Here is a 19052-nt window from a genome sequence, read left to right as displayed (position 1 = left end):
CTCGACAAGCCTCTCAGGACGGCTCCGCCTTGGCGAGGCGGAAGCGCAGCGTGAACTGGGCGCCGCCGGACGGCAGGTTCTCCACCCTCACCGTCGCATCGTGATCGTCGACGACGCCGCGCACGATCGAGAGCCCGAGCCCCGCGCCGTCGGTGCGCTGGCGATCGCTGCGCCAGAAGCGCTGGAAGATCAGGCCCTGCTCGGCGGGCGCAATCCCCGGCCCGCAGTCGCGCACCTGCACCGAACCGTTGTCGTGCACCTCGACATCGACCGATGTCTTGTCGGCGGTGTACTTGATGGCGTTCTCCGCCAGATTGAAGATCGCCCGCTGCAGCATCTCCGCATTGCCCCTGACCTGCACCGGACTGTCGGTGCCGCGCAGCGCGATGTCCTTTTGCTGCGCCAGCGCATAGGGCGCGATCGAGCCGACCACCTCGGCGCACACCGCGCGCAAATCCGCGGTTTCGCCGGGATCCAGCACCAGCGTGTCGAGCTCGGCGATCTCCAGCAGCTGGCTGACGATGCGGCTCATGCTCTCGATGTCGGCATGCAGCTCCCCGGTCCCCTTGGCCGCATCGAGCGTCTCGATCCGGGTCCTGAGGATCGCAAGCGGCGTGCGCAGCTGATGGGCGGCATCGGCCGTGAACTGGCGCTGCACGTGAAAGCCTTCCTCAAGGCGATCGAACGCCTGGTTGACGGCGGTCACCAGCGGCAGGATCTCGCTCGGAATCCCCTCCGTCGGAAGGCGGATATCGGTCCTTGCCGGCCCGATGCTTCTCGCCTCCTCCGAGGCCCGCAACAGCGGTGTCACCGCGCGGCGGAAGATCAGGATGTCGGTGGCAAGCAGGATCAGAAGGATCGGGATGGTGATCCAGCCGACCCGCCGAAAGAAATTGGAGACGATGTCGTCGATGATGACGTCGCGATGCGACAGGTCCTCGGCGACCAGGATGCGCAGCGTCTGGCCGCCGAGCAGCTTGGTGACGCTGGCACCGGAAATCCGGTTGGCGGACGCCGGAAGTCGCGGCGCCTCGCGATGCGACGAAAACAGCAGATGACCGTCGGCATCGTAGATGTCGTAGCGATAGCGGCCATAGGCGTCGGAATAGAGTCCCTTCAGGCTGTCCGGCAGGTTGAGCTGCACCTTGCCCGCGGCATCGACCGAGAGGTTCTGGCCGAGATCGGCGGCCTGGTCGCGCATCGCTTCGCGATGCAGCTGATTGATCTCCGAATTCAACAGCCACAGCAGCAGCAGCGGCAGGAAGATCGCCGCGACCGCGACCGCCACGATGTGCAGGAACACGATCCGCGACGTCAGCGACTTGAAGCGGAACACGCCTACTTCTCCTCCGCCATCAGATAACCGACGCCCCGAATGGTATGGATGATGACCCTGGCGCGGTGTTCCGTGAGCAGCTTGCGCAGCCGCGACACGTAGACCTCGACCGCGTTCGAGGCGACCTCGCCGGACAGGCCGAAGATGTGGTCCTCGACATTCTTCTTCGGCACCACCCGCCCCTGCCGCCGCAACAGGATCTCCAGCACCGACGTCTCGCGCGCCGAGAACACGTGCGGAGCGCCGTCGACGAACACCTGCTTGCTCTCGGTGTCGTAGACCAGATTGGCGAGCTTCAGCGAGGAGCCGAGCAACTGGCCGGGTCGGCGCAGGATGGCTTCGAGCCGCGCCACCAGCTCCTCCAGCGCGAACGGCTTCGCCAGATAGTCGTCCGCGCCGCTGCGCAGGCCACTGACCCGATCCTGCAGGCCGCCCCGCGCGGTCAGCACCAGGACCGGCAGCGGATCGGTCTTGCGGCGAAGCTCCGACAGCACCGACAAGCCATCGCCGTCGGGCAGACCGAGATCGAGGATCATGGCGGCATAACTGACGCTGCGCAGCGCATCGCGCGCCTCGGCAACGCTGTTGACGACATCGGACTCGTATCCCGCCGCCATCAGCCCGCTTGCGAGCAGCCGCGAGAGCTCGACATTGTCCTCGACGATCAGAAGGCGCATCGCAGCAATCCTGACTTCATTCAATCGATCTTCTCCTTGCTGTCGTCAAAACAAGACGCATGCGAAGGTGACGTCTCGATGGCTACACAAGCGCATGTTGCTCCAGCTCGTGTTACTGCCCCGAAAACAGATACCGCCTACCCGCTGCAATCAAAATCTACGCCAGGCGCCTGTGATTGCGCCCGTGTAAGGCTGACGTCAGCTAGCCATGATAACATAACGGATTGCACGTTCGCGCCCGGAGATCGAGAACTGGCAGCTGCCGCTACGGCCAGCGGCCGGCGGTCATGCGTCTTCGCAAGCCGCGTCGCGCCGCGGCCGTGATCGCGGCATGGAAAAGCCCCGGCGCTTTCGCTCCGAGGCTGATTTCCTGTCCAACTCGCAGCAATCACGCCTGCGAATGGCGCGCCATGAAATTGTCGTAGCCGACCTCGGCGACCTGGAACCATTGATAGCCGTTGTTGGAGAACGAGGTCAGCGAGTCATAGACCTTCTTGAAGTTGGCATTGGTCGCCGAAACCTCGGCATGCAGCTCCTTGGCGGCCTTGAAGGAAGCTTCCATCACCGCAGGCGGAAACGGACGCAGCTTGGTGCCGACCGCAAGCAGCTTCTTCAGTGCGATCGGATTGGCTTGGTCATAGCGCGCCATCATCCAGTTGTTGGCGAGATGGCCGGCCTGCTCGAGCACGAACTGATAGTGCTTCGGCAGTGCGTTCCACTTGTCGAGGTTGATCATCGCCACCAGCATGGGGCCGCCCTCCCACCAGCCGGGGAAGTAATAGTTCGGCGCGACCTTGTAGAAGCCGAGCTTCTCGTCGTCGTAGGGACCGACCCACTCGGCCGCATCGATGGTGCCCTTCTCCAGCGCCGGATAGATATCGCCGCCGGCGAGCTGCTGCGGCACCGCGCCGAGCTTCTGCATCACCTTGCCGGCAAAGCCGCCGATGCGGAATTTGAGGCCCTTGAGATCGTCGACGCTGGTGATCTCCTTGCGGAACCAGCCACCCATCTGGCAGCCGGTGTTGCCGGCGAGCAGCGAGGTGACGTTGTAGCTCTTGTAGAACTCGTTGAGCAGCTCCTTGCCGCCGCCCAGCATGAACCAGGCCTGGTTGAGGCGCATGTTGGGCCCGAACGGCACCGCGGAGCCGAAGGTGAAGGTCGGGTCCTTGCCGAAATAATAATAGGGCGCGGTGTGCCCCATCTCGACGGTGCCGTTCTGCACGGCGTCGAGCACCTGCAGGCCCGGCACGATCTCGCCCGCGGCAAAGGTCTGGATCTGGAATTTGTTGTCGGTGGCTTCACCGACCGCCTTCGCCATCAGCTCGGCGCCGCCGTGCAGCGTGTCGAGCGACTTCGGCCAGCTCGTCGTCAGGCGCCACTTGAGCTCCGGCATCGACTGCGCGATCGCGGGAGCTGCGACCGTGGCGGCGCCGGCGACGCCCAGACCCGTGACCTTGATGAAATCTCTTCGCTTCATTTGAATCCTGCCCTGTTCGATTGTGTTGTCCGAGCGTCGACTGTTTTCGATCGTCGCGCCGCTTTTCTTTTTGCCGTCATGACCGGTGACCGATCACACGCCGCCTTCGTGCCGAGGCTTCGGATGCGAGCATGGAACATCCCCTTCACGAATGCCAGACGCAAAAAAACCGGCCTCCTTGCGGAGGCCGGGCAATGCGTTCGCGTCGCGCGAACGCTCGTCCAAAAGGCTAGAGCGTTTTCGAGCGAAGTGGATACCGGTTCGCGTGAAGAAAACGCGTCAAAACAAGAATCTAGAGCCCCGTTCCGATTCCATCGGAACGGGAAAAGCTCTAGACGCCGATCAGCCGCGGGTGCGCGAGCGGATCATGAAGCTGTCGAAGGTGTATTCGGCGACCTGCCACCACAGATACTGGTCGGAGCGGTACGCCTGCATGGCCTCGATCGACTTCTTGAAGTCGGCATTCTTGGCCGAGATTTCACCCCACAGCTCGTTGGTCGCCTTGAGGCAGGCCTCGAGCACCTCGTTGGTGAACGGACGCAGCTGCGTGCCGCCGGCAACCAGCCGCTTCAGCGCGGAGGGGTTCTGCATGTCGTAGCGCGCGGCCATCCAGCTGTTGGCGTTGGCGGCGCCGTTGGCCAGGATCGCCTGGTAGTTCTTCGGCAGCGCGTTCCACTTCTCCAGGTTGACGAAGGAGTGCACGGTCGGACCGCCTTCCCAGAAGCCCGGGTAGTAGTAGTACTTGGCGACCTTCTGGAAGCCGAGCTTCTCGTCGTCATAGGGACCGACCCACTCGGCCGCGTCGATGGTGCCCTTTTCGAGCGCCGGATAGATGTCGCCGCCGGCGAGCTGCTGCGGCACCACGCCGACCTTCTGCAGCACCTGGCCGGCAATGCCGCCGATCCGCATCTTCAGGCCCGACATGTCGGCGACGGTCTTGATCTCCTTGCGGAACCAGCCGCCCATCTGGGTGCCGGTGTTGCCGGTCGGGAAACCGATCACGCCGAACTTCTTGAAGAACTCGTTGCCGAGCTCCTGGCCACCGCCCTGATACCACCAGGAGTTCTGCATGCGGGCATTGAGACCGAACGGCACCGACGCGTAGATCGCGAAGGTCGGGTCCTTACCGACATAGTAGTAGGCGACGGTGTGCGACATCTCGACCGTGCCGTTGGAGGTCGCGTCCAGCGCCTGCAGGCCGGGGACGACTTCGCCCGCCGCGAACACCTGGATCTGGAACTTGTTGTCGGTCATTTCGGCGACGTACTTCGACAGCTCGACGGCACCGCCATAGATGGTGTCCAGCGACTTCGGGAAGCTCGAGGTCAGGCGCCACTTGATTTCAGGCGATGACTGCGCGATCGCCGGCGCGGCAACCGCCGTCGCGGCAGCACCGGCCGCAGAAACTTTCAAAAAATCACGACGCTTCATCGTAAGACTTCTCCTTCAGGGGCGTTTCCCAGTGACCGCAAGCAGTTCTCCGGCAGGCGCATGAAGGCTTGCCGAGGCGCTCTGGGTCGGCCCTTTAACACGGAAGGTGGCTTCACGGAAACGCGACAATGGCATGACCGCGCCAATTAAACGAAAGTCTGATGAGGCTGGAAATCAGCCGGAAAATGCGCCTTCAAGCAGCGACGATGACGCCTGGCAGGTGGCCGCGGAGCTGCCGCCGACCGCGCGGTAAATCGCCGCGTGCGGCCGTCCGGTCCGCTCTCAACCACCGGGTTACGGGAGCAATCAGCGCCGCGTCGTCGCCCGCGCCTTCTTGGCTTGATCAGCCAAATACCGCCCGCGCCGGATCCAGCTTTGCGCGGTTGTCTTGCTGACACCATACGTCTTGGCGATCACCTCGGCGGCCTCGCCGATCGAGTCGGATTTCTTGGCCATGTTGAACGCCAGCCGGGAGGCCTCTGCGCGCTTCTCCCGCGTCAGATGTTTGCGGTGCTGCTTGTTTGCTTCGCGTGATGCTGCCATGTCGATGGTCGCCTCACGGCCCCTTCCCGCAGTTTTGGCTTCACCCGTGGCCGCCTTCCGCTGATCGAAGGGTGGTACGATTCGGCCACTCCTGCATAAACATACAGGCCGGAACCGATTCAGCAATCGTCCAAAGGCCACGAGCCTGTGAAGAAAGCCCGCCGGGCTCCCGACGCTTCGCGACCAATCGGCCCAGCAGCGCAGGCTCAGGCTGCCGCGATGACGCCTTGCAGCTGCTCGCGGACCTTGCCGCCGATCGCGCGGTAGATCGCCGCGTGCGGGCCGTCCGGTTCGCTCTCGACCACCGGGTTGCCGGCATCGGAGGCGGTGCGGATCGCGATGTGCAGGGGGATTTCGCCGAGGAACGGCACCCCCAGCTTCTCGGCTTCGTGGCGGGCGCCGCCATGGCCGAAGATATCCGAGCGGGTGCCGCAATGCGGGCACTGGAAATAGCTCATGTTCTCGACGATGCCGAGCACCGGCACGTTGACCTTCTTGAACATCGCAAGCCCGCGCCGGGCGTCGATCAGCGAGAGGTCCTGCGGGGTCGAGACGATGACGGCGCCCTTGAGCGGGACATTCTGCGCCAGCGTGAGCTGGGCATCGCCGGTGCCGGGCGGCATGTCGACCACGAGCACGTCGAGCGTGCCCCAGGCGACGTCGCGCAGCATCTGGGTGATCGCCGACATCACCATCGGCCCGCGCCAGATCATCGCGGTGTCTTCCTCGACCAGGAAGCCGATCGACATGATCGACAGGCCGAAGCGCTGTAGCGGGACCATCTTCTTGTCGTCATTGAGCTGCGGCTTCTCGCGGATGCCGGTCAGCCGCGGCACCGACGGGCCGTAGATGTCGGCGTCAAGCAGCCCGACGCGCAGGCCGAGGTCGCGCAGACCGAGCGCGAGGTTGAGCGCCGTGGTCGATTTGCCGACGCCGCCCTTACCGGAGGCGACGGCGATGACGGCGGAGATGCCGGGGATCTCGGCCTGCCGGGCCATCGGCGATTGCCCGCCGGGCGGATGCGGATGACGATGGGCGGACGCCGGCGGGACGCCGCCGGCCGGCCGCGGCGCGGGCGCCGCACCGCCCGCCTTGCGCTCGGCGGTCAGCGCGATCATCGCGACGCTGACGCCGGGAATGGCGCGTACGGCGTTCTCGGCCTGCGCACGCACGCTCTCCCAGGCGCGCGCCTCCGCGGCGTCGACATTGATCGAGAAGAACACCTTGCCGTCGGTGACCGTGATCGCCGACAGCACATTGGCGTTGGTCAAGGCCGTGCCGCGTGGCGACATCACCTTGGCAAGGCAATCGAGAACCTGTTGCTGCGTCACGCTCACCGCGCATCTCCTGGAAAGTTCAAGAGACCGACCCATAGAGCGTTGCAGCGCAAAAGGCTACCTCGCTCCGACGTCGTCCCGCCGCTCGGCCGGCGCAGCCGAGCCGCCTTCCTTGGCGGCCTCGTAGTTCAGCTCGATCATGACCCCGTTCGGGTCGTTGACGAAGATCTGCCAGAGATCGCCGCCGGGAACCTGGCGCGAGTCGAATTCCATCCCCTTGGACTGAAGCCGCTGCCGCATCCCATCGAAGCCCTGGCTGGCAAAGGCGACGTGATGGACGACGCCCGAGTCAGGCTTTTGTGCCTCGTCGGTCGCCGAAATATCGACCAGATGCACGACCGCCTTGCCCTCGCTGTACATCCACGCACCGGGGAACGCGAAGTTCGGCCGCGCGCCCTTTTCCAGGCCCAGAATGTCCTCATAGAACCGCACCGTGGCGGAGAGATTCCGGGTCCGGATATTGAAATGATCGAGCACACCGACGCTCATGCCCATGCGAGACACTCCCTTTTTTGTGAAGTTCGTTGGTGGGCCGATCCTAGCACAAAACCGCCTTCTGCCATCCCACCAAGGCCGTTGCCCTCCGCTGCACAGGGGGTATGGTGCGGCTCCTTCCATGGACGGAATGCCCTGCCCGCCGCGAATTTGCCGGCAGGCGAAGGGCGATCACCACGGCAAATCACAAGGTAACAGATATGGCTAAAGTCGCTTTTCTCGGTCTCGGCGTGATGGGTTTCCCGATGGCGGGACACCTCGTGAAAAAAGGCGGCCATGAGGTCACCGTGTACAACCGGACCGCGGCGAAGGCGAAGGAATGGGCCGACAAGTTCGGCGGCAAGACGGCGCCGACCCCGAAGGCCGCCGCCGAAGGCCAGGATTTCGTGATGTGCTGCGTCGGCAACGACAACGACCTGCGCGCGGTCACGATCGGCCCCGACGGCGCCTTCGCCGGGATCCGGAAGGGCGCGACCTTCGTCGATCACACCACCGCCTCCGCCGAGGTCGCCCGCGAGCTCGATGCCGCCGCGACCAAGGCCGGCTTCAAATTCGTCGACGCGCCGGTGTCGGGCGGCCAGGCCGGCGCCGAGAACGGCGTGCTGACGGTGATGTGCGGCGGCACCGAAGACGCCTATGCGGGCGCCGAGCCGATCATCACCGGCGCTTACGCGCGGATGTGCAAATTGCTCGGCCCGGCCGGCGCCGGCCAGCTCACCAAGATGGTCAACCAGATCTGCATCGCAGGTCTGGTTCAGGGCCTGTCCGAGGGCATCCACTTCGCCAAGAAGAGCGGCCTCGACGTCGCCGCCGTGATCGAAACCATCTCCAAGGGCGCGGCGCAGTCCTGGCAGATGGAGAACCGCTACAAGACCATGAACGAGGGCAAGTACGATTTCGGCTTCGCGGTCGAGTGGATGCGCAAGGACCTCTCGATTGCGCTGGCGGAGGCCCGCCGCAACGGCGCCACCCTGCCCGCCACCGCGCTGGTCGACCAGTTCTATGCCGAGGTCGAGAAGATGGGCGGCAAGCGTTGGGACACGTCGAGCCTGCTGGCCCGTCTGCAGCGCTAGTTCCTCCTCGCATACGGCCATGGTGATCCGCGCCGGCGGGTCACCTGCCACGTGACCTCGTCGCCTATGTTTGCGGACGCCGGGGCGCGACCGGTGGCGATTGCGAGCCTCCATTCGCAACGGCGCGGCGCCCGTGCGCAAAAGTTAATTTAACTTCCCGTTTACGCTTTTCCTTAGCTCTTTAAGGCAACGCTTAATGATTTAGCGTCACAGATAGACAATGCAAAAAGCCCGCGCGGTTCGTGGGCAGGATTTGTGTTGTTGATGAGTAATCCCGCAGAAAAGCCTGAAGTTGTAGCGCTTCCGGCAGGACCTCAGGTGACGGCGCCGGTGAACAGCCGGCGCGTCGCCGCGCAGCGGGTGCGCGAGGCGCGGGATCGGTTAACGTCAACCAGTGGAACCCGCCCGGCGTTCGACGCCGAACTGCTCCGTCAATACGCCCAGACCCGGATCTCGGCGTCCTACGTCGTGATGCTGCTCGTGGTGGCAACCGGCGTGCTGTTTGGCCTCTGGATGAGGCCGATCGTGGCCGGCGCCTGGACGGTCGGCATCCTCTGCGTCCATCTCGCGATCATCCGCAGCTGCGCCCGCTTCCTCGCCGAGCCGACCTCGGTCGCGGTGACCCGCAAATGGCGGACCCGCTTCGTGCTGCTCGACCTGCTCTACGGGCTGTGCTGGACCGCGATCCTGATCCACCCCGCCGGGCGCGATCTCGCCTCCAACACGCTGATGATGTTTTTGATGCTGCTGGTGATCGCAGTCTCCAGCATGCTGGCCGCGAGCCTGCCGATCGCAGCCCTTGCGGCGACCGTTCCGGTAACAGTCGGGATCGCGCTCGACCTCGTGCTCAACGGCGCGTTCGACAATTACGTGCTGGCGCTGCTGGCGCTTGCGGCCGAAGGCTATTTTGCCCTGCTCGCGCACCGCCTGCATTCGACCACGCTGGCGACGCTGGAGGCCCGCGCCGAAAAGGATGCGCTGATCGGTGAGCTGGAACAGGCCAAGGCGATCTCCGACGAGGCGCGACACCGCGCCGAGTCCGCCAACGTCGCCAAGTCGCGCTTCCTCGCCCAGATGAGCCACGAACTGCGCACACCGCTCAATGCGATCCTCGGCTTCTCCGAGGTGATGAAGAGCGAGATTTTCGGCGCGCATACCGTGCCCGTGTACAAGGAATATTCCGCCGACATCCATAATTCCGGCGTGCACCTGCTCAATCTCATCAACGAGATACTCGACCTGTCGCGGATCGAGGCCGGCCGCTACGAGCTGAACGAAGAGGCCGTAGCGCTGGTGCATGTCGTTGCCGACTGCCACCATCTCCTGAAGCTGCGCGCCTCCAGCCGCGGAATCACCATCCACGAGGTGTTCGAGCACGGCATGCCCAGGATCTGGGGCGACGAGCGCGCCATCCGCCAGGTCGTGCTCAACCTGCTCTCCAACTCGATCAAGTTCACGCCGCAGGGCGGCGAAATCTGGCTGAAGGTCGGCTGGACGGCGTCGGGCGGGCAATATCTGAGCGTCAAGGACACCGGCAGCGGCATCGCCGAGGACGAGATCCCGGTCGTGCTGGCCTCCTTCGGCCAGGGCTCCAACTCGATCAAGTCGGCGGAACAGGGCGCGGGCCTTGGCCTGCCGATCGCGAAAAGCCTGATCGACATGCATGGCGGCACGTTCACGCTGAAGTCGAAGCTGCGCATCGGCACCGAGGTGATCGTCACCTTGCCACCGGAACGGGTGATGAGCGCGCTGGCGCCAATGACTGAAGAAGCGCCGCCGATGCAGCCGCCGGAGCCCGTCGAGCCCGCGATGGGCGCCGACCGGAAACGCGTGCGCCGCAAGTCGATCATGAGTGCCGGCACCGGATTGTAGAGCATGTCGCGGAAGATCGTGACGCGGTTATCGCCAGAGCCCTTTCCGTTTCGATGGATTCGGAACGGGGCTCCAGATTTTGGTTCTGACGCGTTCTCTTTACGCGAACCGGTATCCACTTCGCTCGAAAACGCTTTGGCAACAAACCCAAGGCGTTCGCGCCAGGACCATGCTCGCGACAAAATGCCGAGGCGTGATGCTGCATCCCATGTCAACCGGCTTGCACCGGCCGCCGAAACCGTTCAACACTTGAACAATGAGCTCAGAGACGCCGTGTATCGCAGTCTGCATGATGGACCCCAGGACGAAGCTCTGCTTCGGCTGTGGCCGCACGCTCCCGGAGATCGCGCGCTGGCACAGGATGGACCGCACGGAGCGGCTGTCGGTGATGGCGACGCTGCCGGCCCGCATGGCCGAGGCTGGGCTCGAGCGCATGGAGCCGCGTCCGAAGCGCGCGTGATCGCGGCGGGAGTTGCGCCGTGACCCGTATCCTCCTCGTCATCGTGCTGCTGATGGCAACCGCCGGCGCCGTCGTTGCCTATGGCGACCCCGAGCAGATCGCCCGCGCCAGGGAGAATCTGACCCAGATCTTCGGCCGCAGCATCACCGCCGCAGCCTCCACCTCCAGCTCCGCCCCCGCGGTGCAGATCGCGCGCGGCCAGGGCGGCGAGTTCGCGTTCCGCGCCAAGATCAACGGCGTCAGCGCCCCGATGGTGATCGACACCGGCGCGACCTCGGTCGTGCTGACCTGGGAAACCGCGAAAGCGATCGGGCTGCCGATCGATATGCTCGAATACAATGTCGACCTCGAGACCGCCGGCGGTCACACCAAGGCGGCTCGGCTGACGCTCGACCGGCTAGCGGTCGGCAAGCTGGTCGAGAAATCGGTGCCGGCGCTGGTGGTGCAGCGCGGGCAGATGAAGACCAACCTGCTCGGCATGAGCTTCCTCGACCGGCTCGAGAGCTGGGGCGTTCGCGCCGACACGCTGAGCCTGACCGGCTACCCCGACGTCACCGGCAGCATCAACACCTCAAGTCGCCACCGGCGCCCGCGTACGGCCGTCGACTAGCGCGACGGCGCCTACTCCACCGCTACCGATCGTCGTCGTGAATCGACGACGGGTGCCGGCACAGCGGCGTGACCTGGATCTCCATGAACGGAAACAGCGGCAGGCTCGACAGGATGTCGTGCAATTCCTGCGCGCCGGACACGTCGAAGATACTGACATTGGCGTAGCGCCCCGCCACCCGCCACAGATGGCGCCAGGCCCCCGTACGCTGCAGCTCCATGGCGCGGACGCGTTCCGCCTGTTTCAGCGCGTCGACCTTCTCGACCGGGAGATCGTGCGGAATCCGCACATCCATTTCGACGTGGAACAGCATGACAAGTGAACCCCTTCTGCGACAAGATGGAACAGCGTGGAGCCGCCACGCAACTGTGGCGGCTCCATTGATCCGTCTAACAGATCGTCAGCCCTGCACCAGACCGCGGCTGACGAGGTTGATGTCGTCGGGGTTGACGAGGTCCTTCGCCGTCCAACCGGAGACGTCGTAGTCGCTCATGCAATTGCGGACGAAATCCTGCATGGCGCCAAGGTCGCCGGTGGCGCTCGCGGCCATCAGCGTCTCGACGCGCAGGTTCTCGTAATTGCCCGCATAGTTGCGCTCGTAGAGCTCATGCCGGCCGCCAAACTCGGAGCCGACCGCGTCCCAGAGCAGCTTCAGCAGCTTGATCCGGTCGATCGCGGCATAGCCGCTGGAGCCGCGCACGAAGCGGTCGAGATAGGGCCGGATCGCCTCGCTCTCCAGATCGGCCGAACTCGACGGCAGATAGATCAGGCCGCTCGCGACGTGGCGCTCGATCAACTCCTTGATCCGCGGATAGGCCATCGGTGCGAAGACGCGATAGGCCAGCCCGTAGTTCAGGTTCGGCAGATTGTAGCCCTCGGTCCCCTGCCAGGCGATCGGCGACTTCACCATCGCATCCGCAATGCCGTGGAACAGATTGCGCCAGGCGATCACCTCGCCCACCGCCGTCTGCACGCCGCGGAAGTCCTTCGACCCGGTCGCCTCGACCGCCATCGAGAACAGGCCGGCGATGAAGTCGAGCTTGACGGCAAGTCGCGTCACGCCGTGCAGCGTGAATCGCGGGATGAAGCCCGAGGCCGGGAAGAACTGATTGATCTTGTCGACATCGCCATAGATGAAGACGTTCTCCCAGGGCACCAGCACCTTGTCGAACACGAGGATCGAGTCGTTCTCGTCGAAGCGGCTGGACAGCGGATAGTCGAACGGCGAGCCGGTCGCCGCCGCCGTGAATTCGTAGGACGAGCGTGCGATCAGCTTGATGCCCTTGGCATCCATCGGCGCCGTGAAGATCAGCGCGAACGACTTGTCCTTGATCGGAATACCGTAGTGGGCGATGAAATTGTAGTGCGTCAGCGCCGAGCCGGTCGCGACCACCTTCGCACCCGAAACGATAAGGCCGGCATCGGTCTCCTTCTCGACATGCATGAAGACGTCACGCACCTCCTCGATGGCGCGGTCGCGATCGATCGGCGGATTGACGATGGCATGATTCCAGAAGTCCAGACGCTCCTGGGTCCGGGCATACCACTTTTTCGCATTGTCGGCGTAGTCGCCATAGAAGCTTGAATTCGCCCCTAGCGTGCCGAGGAACGACGCCTTGTAGTCCGGCGAGCGGCCCATCCAGCCGAACGCGACCTTCTGCAGTTCGGCGATCGCATCGCGGCCCTTGACGAGGTCGTCGGCCGTCTTCGAGCCGAGGAAGAACGGATGGGTCAGCTGTCCCGAGCCGGTGTCGGTCAGGACGCCGATCTGATCCTTCTTCTCATGGAAACGGTCGTACCAGCGCGCCACCATCCGCGCCGAATTGCGGAAGGCTGGATGCTGGGTGACGTTCTTGACGCGCTCGCCGTAGATGTAGATTTCCCGGCCGTCCTGGATGCTGTCCAGGAATTCCGCACCGGTATAGACGCTGGTGGTCGACGCAGGCACGTCGGCCCGTAGGGCAGCTGCAGTAGTCATGGGCTTCTCCTCCGCTTGTGTCGCTGGACCGGCGGCGTTGCCACACCGGCCTTAAGACCATCTCGTCACACTCTTGGACGGCGTGACATCGGAGGAAACGCTACGCGCTCACCCGAAGCGGGCGAAAGGTATCACACCATACCGCGCAGACCGGCCCGGCTCGGGCTATGACTCGATGGCACGGACCGGATGGCAACAATCGTTCGGCCGGCGCAACGCCGCAGCTAATGCAGCACGGCAAGGGAGCGAACCATGGGCAAGGGTTTTGACAGCAGCGCTGTCGCTTTCCATCGCGATGGGGAATTGGCCCTCGACGCCTGCGTCGTGACCGTCGGCGCATTTGACGGCGTCCACCGCGGCCATCAGGAACTGCTGCGGCAGACCATCGCGGCAGCGCGGCGCCGCGGCATTCCAGCCGTGGTCTACACCTTCGATCCGCCGCCAAAGGTGTATTTCGGCCAGGCCGAGCCGCTGATTTCGCTTCGCGAAAAGCTCGAGCGCATCGCAACATTCGCGCCTGACCACGTCGTCGTCGCCGATTTCGACCAGGTCTACGTCCGGCGCACCGCGCTCGATTTCCTCGCCGAATTGCAGCTTCTGCGACCACGCGAAGTCATCGTCGGCGAGGATTTCCGCTTCGGGTCCTGCAAGGGCGGCAGCGCGCTGCTGCTGCGGCAGCACTTCAACACCCGCATCCTGCCGCCGGTGCGCTGCGGCAATGGCGAGATCGTCTCCAGCAGCCGGATTCGCGCCTTGCGACGATCCGGCCTTGCCGCCGCCGCGGCGACGCTGGAAAACTGGCGAGATATCGTGACCGCGCCACCGGCCAACCGATCCGGTTTGGCCCAACTCGAGGTCGCAAGCCAATGACCGCCATCGATCCGCGAGAGTTGCGCAATGCCTGTGGCCAGTTCGGCACCGGCGTCACCATCATCACGACGCATTGCGAGGGCCGCGATCACGGCATGACGGCCAACGCCTTCATGTCGGTCTCGCTCGATCCGCCGCTGGTCGCGATCTCGATCGCGAAGAGCGCGAAGATGCTGTGCAACATCCAGAACACCGGCCGCTTTGCGGTCAGCATCCTCGCCGAGGGCATGGAGGATTTCGCCTGGCATTTCGCCGGCAAGCCAAGGCTCGACCTCTGCGACGTCTTCGAACGCCGCAACGACCTGCCTGTGATCGCCAACGCGGCGGCATACTTCGTGACCGATCTCGCCGATGAGATCGTCGCCGGAGACCACACGATCTTCCTCGGCCACGTCCGCGAGATGTCGCTGGAGCCCAGCAAGAAACCGCTGCTGTTCTTCCGCGGCCGCTTCGGCGGCCTTGCCGATCCGCACCCCGCGCCCGCGACGCTGGAGAATGCCGCTTACGAATTTGTCTGGTGAGACCAGCAACCGATATTCCCGAAAAAACGGGGATGCAAGCTTGAGCAAACTGCAAGAAAAGGAGGAACGACCATGCTGAACGTCAACAAGGACACCATCACCGACCACGTGATCGCCGCGCTCTCCAAGGACATTCCGGATCGCAACCGGCAGATCATGACGAGCCTGATCCGCCACATGCACGACTTCTGCAAGGAGGTGGACCTGACCTTCGCCGAGTGGTTCGCCGCATGCGAATTCCTGCGCCGTGCCGGCGACATCTCGGACGAGAAGCGCAACGAGTTCATCCTGATCGCCGACATCCTCGGCGTCGAGGTGCTGGTCGACATGCTCGATCACCGGGTCACCGACGGCGAGAGCGAGTCGACCGTGCTCGGACCGTTCTACCGGGAAAACCCGCCGGTGCTGCCCAAGGGCGCCTCCATCATCAAGAAGACGTTCGACAACGCGCAGACCGTCAAGGTCTCAGGGCGCATCAGCGACACCGCGGGGCGGCCGATCGAGGGCGTCACGATCGACGTCTGGGAAGACGCGCCGAACGGCCTCTACGACCTGCAGGATCCGGAACAGCCGGCCTACAATCTGCGCGGACGCTTCACGACCGACGCCAACGGCGAATATGCCTTCGTGGCGCTCCGCCCCGAGCCCTATCCGATCCCCTATGACGGCGCCGGCGGCGAGCTGCTGAAATATATGGGCCACCATCCCTGGCGTCCGGGCCACATCCACTTCATGCTTTCGAAGGACGGCTATCAATCGCTGATCTCGCAGATCTACGATTCCGAGACCAAGTATCTCGACAACGACTCGGTGTTCGCCGTGAAGCAGAGCCTGATCGGCAGGTTCGCCAAGGCCCCCGCCGGCGCCGACACCGATCTGGTTCTCAACTTCGACTTCAAGCTCAAGAAAGCCGCCGTCGAACGGCTCGTCGCGGCCGAGTAAGACCCGTTACGTCCTGCCAGGCCCACCAGCCTGGCAGGGCTCATTCTGAACTGACCTGCGAGGACATATGAGTCGTGCCGTGATCGAAATCGCCGAACCCGTGGAGCGCGTGCAGGCTCACGCAAGGGACACTGCGATCCGCAGTATCCGCGCGACCATCGTCGAGGCGCCGACCCGCCGCCGGCACAAGCTCTCGAACACCGAAGTCACGCATCAGGGTTACGTGCTGGTGCGCGTCCTGCTCGACAACGGCGTGACGGGCATCGGCGAAGCCTCGACGCTCGGCGGGCCGCGCTGGGCCGAGGAGAGCGTGGAGTCGATCAAGGCCGCGGTCACGAATTATCTGGCGCCGGCGCTGCTCGGACAGCCTGCCCTCGCCTTCGAAGCCAATGCCTTGCGGATGAGCAAGGCCGCCACCCGCAATTTCGCCGCCAAGGGCGCCGTCGAGTCCGCGCTGCTCGACGCCGCCGGCAAGACATTCGGCCTGCCCGCCAGCGTGCTGCTCGGCGGCGCCGTGCGCGAACGCATGGAGGTGATCTGGGCGCTGGCCTCGGGTGACAGCAGCCAGGAGGTGGAAGAAGCGAAAGAGAAGCTGCGGCGCCGCGAACACCGCCAGTTCAAGATCAAGTTCGGCTTCAACCGCCCGCAGGTCGATCTGAAGCGGTTGCAGGCGCTGCGCGCCGGTCTCGGCGATGAGGTGCGCCTGATCGTCGACGTCAACCAGGGCTGGACCGAGGCCGAATGCATCCGTTTCATGCCCGCGCTGGAGGAGCTGGATGTTGCCCTGATCGAACAACCGGTGTCGGCGCTACAACTGGAAGCGATGGCGCGGGTCGCGGCCCGCACTTCGATCCCGTTGCTGGTGGACGAAGCGGCTTTCACCAAGGAGGAAATCGCGCGCGCGGGCGCGATGGGCTGCGGCAGCGTCTACTCGCTGAAGCTCGTCAAGAGCGGCGGCCTGTTCGAGATGAAGCGCGCCGCTGCGGTCGCGGCCGCGCACGGGCTCGAGCTCTATGGCGGCTGCCTGTTGGAGAGCAGCATCGGCGCGGCGGCGCATCTCGCCGCCTTCGCCACCCTGCCCAGGCTCGAATGGGGCACCGAACATTTCGGTCCGCGAATCCTGGTGGAGGATCTGGTCGTCAACCCGATCAGATTCGACGAGTTCGAGATCTGCGTCCCTGATGGCCCCGGTCTCGGCGTAGAGGTCGACGAGGACAAGATCCGCACCTTCGCCCGGAAGGACTAGCCGGATGGCGTCGTTCCCGCGGACAATTGACAATCCACGGACCCACGCCCAGTCTTCGCGTCGGAACCATCGTCTCGATCGTGCGCACATGACCACGCGATATCAAACCCGGCAGGATTTTTCCGCCGCTTCCGCGGAAGCGCGCGAGCAAGCGTTCGGCTAGCCGTGACCGATCGCGACGATGTCATGGATCTCAGGCGGCTGGTCTATTTCGTCGCCGTCGCCGAAGAACTGCATTTCGGCCGTGCCGCATCGCGGCTCGCGATCGCGCAGCCGCCGCTCAGCCGGCAGATTGCGCAACTCGAGAGCGATCTCGGCGTCATGCTGATCGACCGGAGCCGCAGCCAGATCCGGCTGACCCAGGCCGGCAGCGTTCTTCTGGAACGTGCGCGCGACGTGCTGGAGCGGCTCGACCGCACGCACCGCGAGATCAAGCGGATCGGCGAAGGCTTTTCCGGGCACCTGCGCGTCGCCTTCGTCGGATCGGCGACCTATGGCGTGCTGCCGAGCGTGATCCAGGCGTTTCGTTCGGCCTATCCTGACGTCGAGCTCGCGCTGTCGGCGATGAACAACGCCGAGCAGAAGCGCGCGGTAATCCAGCGCGAGATCGATATCGCCATCGCCCGCCCCTCGCTCGACGACGAGGAGCTGAAGTCCGAGCCGCTGCTGCAGGAGCCGCTGATTCTCGCGCTCTCAGACACTTCGCCCTTGCTCGATCAAAAGGTCCCGCGGCTGGCGGCGCTGAAGGCCGAGACGTTCGTCCTCTACCCGCGCAAGCCGCGCCCGAGCTTCGCCGACCACATCCTCAATATCTGCCTCGAAGAAGGCTTCATTCCGAAATCGCAGGTGCTGGCCCAGGACTATCAGACCGCGATCAGCCTGGTGTCGGTCGGCGTCGGCATCGCGCTCGTGCCGAAATCGGTCTCGGAGGCGGAGCGGCCCGGCGTCGCCTACCGCGCCTATGAGGGACACAATCCAGGCACTGCGCTGTCGCTGAACTACCGGCGCGACAACCGGATGCCGCATCTGTTCAATTTCCTGAAGGTCGCACAAGACGTCACGCGGCGTCAGCGCAAGCCATAACGATCGCCCTCAGGCCGCGACCGCCGCCGGCGTGCGATCGTCGACGCATGCGATCGCCTCGCGCAGCACATCGATGTCAGCCCCCGGCCGAACGCCGTTCTCCGCGAGGTGCCTGCGGAACGCACGCGCGCCCGGGACGCCATGGAAGGCGCCGACGAAATGCCGCGTGATCGAATGCAGCCGCGTGCCTTCGGCAAGCTGCCGCTCGATATAGGGCAGCATCGCCGCGAACACGTCCTTCATCGTCACGTGCGGCGCAGTCTCGCCGAACAGCTCGGAATCGACCGTGAGCAGCCGCCAAGGCTCCTGATAGGCCGCCCGCCCCAGCATCACGCCATCGACATGCTTCAGATGCTGCTTTGCCTCGGCAAGGCTGGTGATGCCGCCATTGATGATGATGGGCACGTGCGGCAGCGCCGCCTTGAGGCGATAGACCCGATCGTAGTCGAGCGGCGGGATGTCGCGGTTCTCCTTCGGCGACAATCCGTTGAGCCAGGCCTTGCGCGCGTGCACGACGAGCGCGGCCGCGCCCGCGGCAATCACCCCGCGCGCCAGCGTATCGAGCGCGACTTCCGGATCCTGGTCGTCGATGCCGATCCGGCATTTCACCGTGACGGGAATCCGCACCGCACGCTTCATCGCCGCAACGCCTTCGGCGACCAGCGCCGGTTCGGCCATCAGGCAGGCGCCGAAGCGGCCATCCTTCACCCGATCGGAGGGACAGCCGACATTGAGATTGATCTCGTCGTAACCGAACTGCTCGCCGATCTCTGCGGCCGTCGCGAGATCGCGCGGGTCGGAACCGCCGAGCTGCAGCGCCACCGGATGCTCGCTGGCATCGAAGCCGAGCAGCCGGGCCCGGTCGCCGTGGATGATGGCGCCGGTCGTCAGCATCTCCGTATAAAGCCGCGCCCGCCGCGACATCAGCCGATGGAAGACGCGGCAATGCCGGTCGGTCCAGTCCATCATGGGGGCCACAGAAAAGCGATAGTCTTGCGATTTCAATTATTTACCTTACGCTTCAACAGGATGAACCATGAACATGTGCACTCCAAACTAGCCGAAATTGCACACGTTTGTACCCGTTTTGACCCGTCAGTG

General features: G+C 64.5%; 19 protein-coding genes. 9 read left to right on the top strand and 10 right to left on the bottom strand.

Annotated elements, in window-relative coordinates; translation table 11 throughout:
• Positions 1–13: 13 nt before the first annotated feature.
• From ACVW1B_RS09480 to ACVW1B_RS09450, 7 genes are all read right to left on the bottom strand, one after another.
• Positions 14–1336: a sensor histidine kinase gene (locus ACVW1B_RS09480; RefSeq protein WP_456821567.1), complete on the bottom strand. Its 1323-nt coding sequence runs from the start codon at positions 1334–1336 to the stop codon at positions 14–16.
• Positions 1337–1338: 2 nt separating this feature from the next.
• Entirely contained in the window at positions 1339–2013 is a 675-nt protein-coding gene (locus ACVW1B_RS09475; RefSeq protein ID WP_028344544.1) for a response regulator transcription factor, read from the bottom strand.
• 388 nt (positions 2014–2401) lie between these two features.
• On the bottom strand, positions 2402–3490 hold the full coding sequence (locus ACVW1B_RS09470; RefSeq protein WP_092084397.1) for a TRAP transporter substrate-binding protein: 1089 nt from the start codon (positions 3488–3490) through the stop codon (positions 2402–2404).
• A 342-nt stretch (positions 3491–3832) separates the two neighbouring features.
• Positions 3833–4921 (bottom strand): TRAP transporter substrate-binding protein, encoded by a 1089-nt coding sequence (locus tag ACVW1B_RS09465; RefSeq protein WP_092084399.1) that lies wholly within the window; start codon positions 4919–4921, stop codon positions 3833–3835.
• A gap of 306 nt (positions 4922–5227) precedes the next feature.
• On the bottom strand, positions 5228–5377 hold the full coding sequence (locus ACVW1B_RS09460; protein WP_229160782.1) for a hypothetical protein: 150 nt from the start codon (positions 5375–5377) through the stop codon (positions 5228–5230).
• A 293-nt stretch (positions 5378–5670) separates the two neighbouring features.
• Positions 5671–6801 carry an Mrp/NBP35 family ATP-binding protein gene (locus ACVW1B_RS09455; RefSeq protein ID WP_456780882.1) on the bottom strand — a complete coding sequence of 377 codons (1131 nt, stop codon included), beginning with the start codon at positions 6799–6801 and terminating at the stop codon, positions 5671–5673.
• A gap of 57 nt (positions 6802–6858) precedes the next feature.
• Positions 6859–7296, bottom strand: a complete 438-nt coding sequence (locus ACVW1B_RS09450; protein ID WP_016843272.1) for a VOC family protein — start codon at positions 7294–7296, stop codon at positions 6859–6861.
• 200 nt (positions 7297–7496) lie between these two features.
• On the opposite strand from ACVW1B_RS09450, the gene ACVW1B_RS09445 reads away from it, so the two are divergent.
• From ACVW1B_RS09445 to ACVW1B_RS09430, 4 genes are all read left to right on the top strand, one after another.
• Complete coding sequence (locus ACVW1B_RS09445) at positions 7497–8369, top strand: NAD(P)-dependent oxidoreductase (protein ID WP_253609185.1); 873 nt, start codon at positions 7497–7499, stop codon at positions 8367–8369.
• 264 nt (positions 8370–8633) lie between these two features.
• Positions 8634–10241 (top strand): sensor histidine kinase, encoded by a 1608-nt coding sequence (locus tag ACVW1B_RS09440; RefSeq protein ID WP_253609186.1) that lies wholly within the window; start codon positions 8634–8636, stop codon positions 10239–10241.
• Positions 10242–10497: 256 nt separating this feature from the next.
• Positions 10498–10701: a DUF1289 domain-containing protein gene (locus tag ACVW1B_RS09435; RefSeq protein ID WP_253609187.1), complete on the top strand. Its 204-nt coding sequence runs from the start codon at positions 10498–10500 to the stop codon at positions 10699–10701.
• A 19-nt stretch (positions 10702–10720) separates the two neighbouring features.
• A complete protein-coding gene (locus ACVW1B_RS09430; RefSeq protein WP_253609188.1) occupies positions 10721–11311 on the top strand; it encodes a TIGR02281 family clan AA aspartic protease in 591 nt (196 codons plus the stop codon).
• A 22-nt stretch (positions 11312–11333) separates the two neighbouring features.
• Here the strand turns inward: ACVW1B_RS09430 and catC are convergent, their stop codons facing one another.
• Both catC and ACVW1B_RS09420 read right to left on the bottom strand, forming a co-directional pair.
• Positions 11334–11624 (bottom strand): muconolactone Delta-isomerase, encoded by a 291-nt coding sequence (catC, locus tag ACVW1B_RS09425; RefSeq protein ID WP_253587165.1) that lies wholly within the window; start codon positions 11622–11624, stop codon positions 11334–11336.
• Between the two features lie 87 nt (positions 11625–11711).
• Positions 11712–13289, bottom strand: coding sequence for a 4-hydroxyphenylacetate 3-hydroxylase N-terminal domain-containing protein (locus ACVW1B_RS09420; RefSeq protein WP_456821566.1), 1578 nt, complete (start codon positions 13287–13289; stop codon positions 11712–11714).
• A gap of 252 nt (positions 13290–13541) precedes the next feature.
• Between ACVW1B_RS09420 and ACVW1B_RS09415 the strand changes: the two genes are divergently transcribed.
• From ACVW1B_RS09415 to ACVW1B_RS09395, 5 genes are all read left to right on the top strand, one after another.
• Positions 13542–14159 (top strand): FAD synthetase, encoded by a 618-nt coding sequence (locus ACVW1B_RS09415; RefSeq protein ID WP_456821565.1) that lies wholly within the window; start codon positions 13542–13544, stop codon positions 14157–14159.
• The gene (locus tag ACVW1B_RS09410) at positions 14156–14680 is read left to right on the top strand and encodes a flavin reductase family protein (RefSeq protein WP_456821564.1); all 525 of its coding nucleotides are present in this window, start codon (positions 14156–14158) and stop codon (positions 14678–14680) included. Before ACVW1B_RS09415 ends, ACVW1B_RS09410 begins: the two co-directional genes overlap by 4 nt.
• Before the next feature lie 72 nt (positions 14681–14752).
• Positions 14753–15622 (top strand): intradiol ring-cleavage dioxygenase, encoded by an 870-nt coding sequence (locus tag ACVW1B_RS09405; RefSeq protein WP_253609192.1) that lies wholly within the window; start codon positions 14753–14755, stop codon positions 15620–15622.
• Between the two features lie 67 nt (positions 15623–15689).
• Positions 15690–16868: a muconate/chloromuconate family cycloisomerase gene (locus tag ACVW1B_RS09400; protein ID WP_253609193.1), complete on the top strand. Its 1179-nt coding sequence runs from the start codon at positions 15690–15692 to the stop codon at positions 16866–16868.
• Between the two features lie 165 nt (positions 16869–17033).
• Positions 17034–17951 carry a LysR family transcriptional regulator gene (locus tag ACVW1B_RS09395; protein WP_225162295.1) on the top strand — a complete coding sequence of 306 codons (918 nt, stop codon included), beginning with the start codon at positions 17034–17036 and terminating at the stop codon, positions 17949–17951.
• 9 nt (positions 17952–17960) lie between these two features.
• Here ACVW1B_RS09395 and dusA read toward each other — a convergent pair whose 3' ends face one another.
• Positions 17961–18956 (bottom strand): tRNA dihydrouridine(20/20a) synthase DusA, encoded by a 996-nt coding sequence (gene dusA, locus ACVW1B_RS09390; RefSeq protein ID WP_456780885.1) that lies wholly within the window; start codon positions 18954–18956, stop codon positions 17961–17963.
• Positions 18957–19052: the final 96 nt, after the last annotated feature.

It is taken from the genome of Bradyrhizobium sp. USDA 4502 (assembly GCF_054063355.1).
This window is presented reverse-complemented; position numbering and strand designations above follow the sequence as displayed.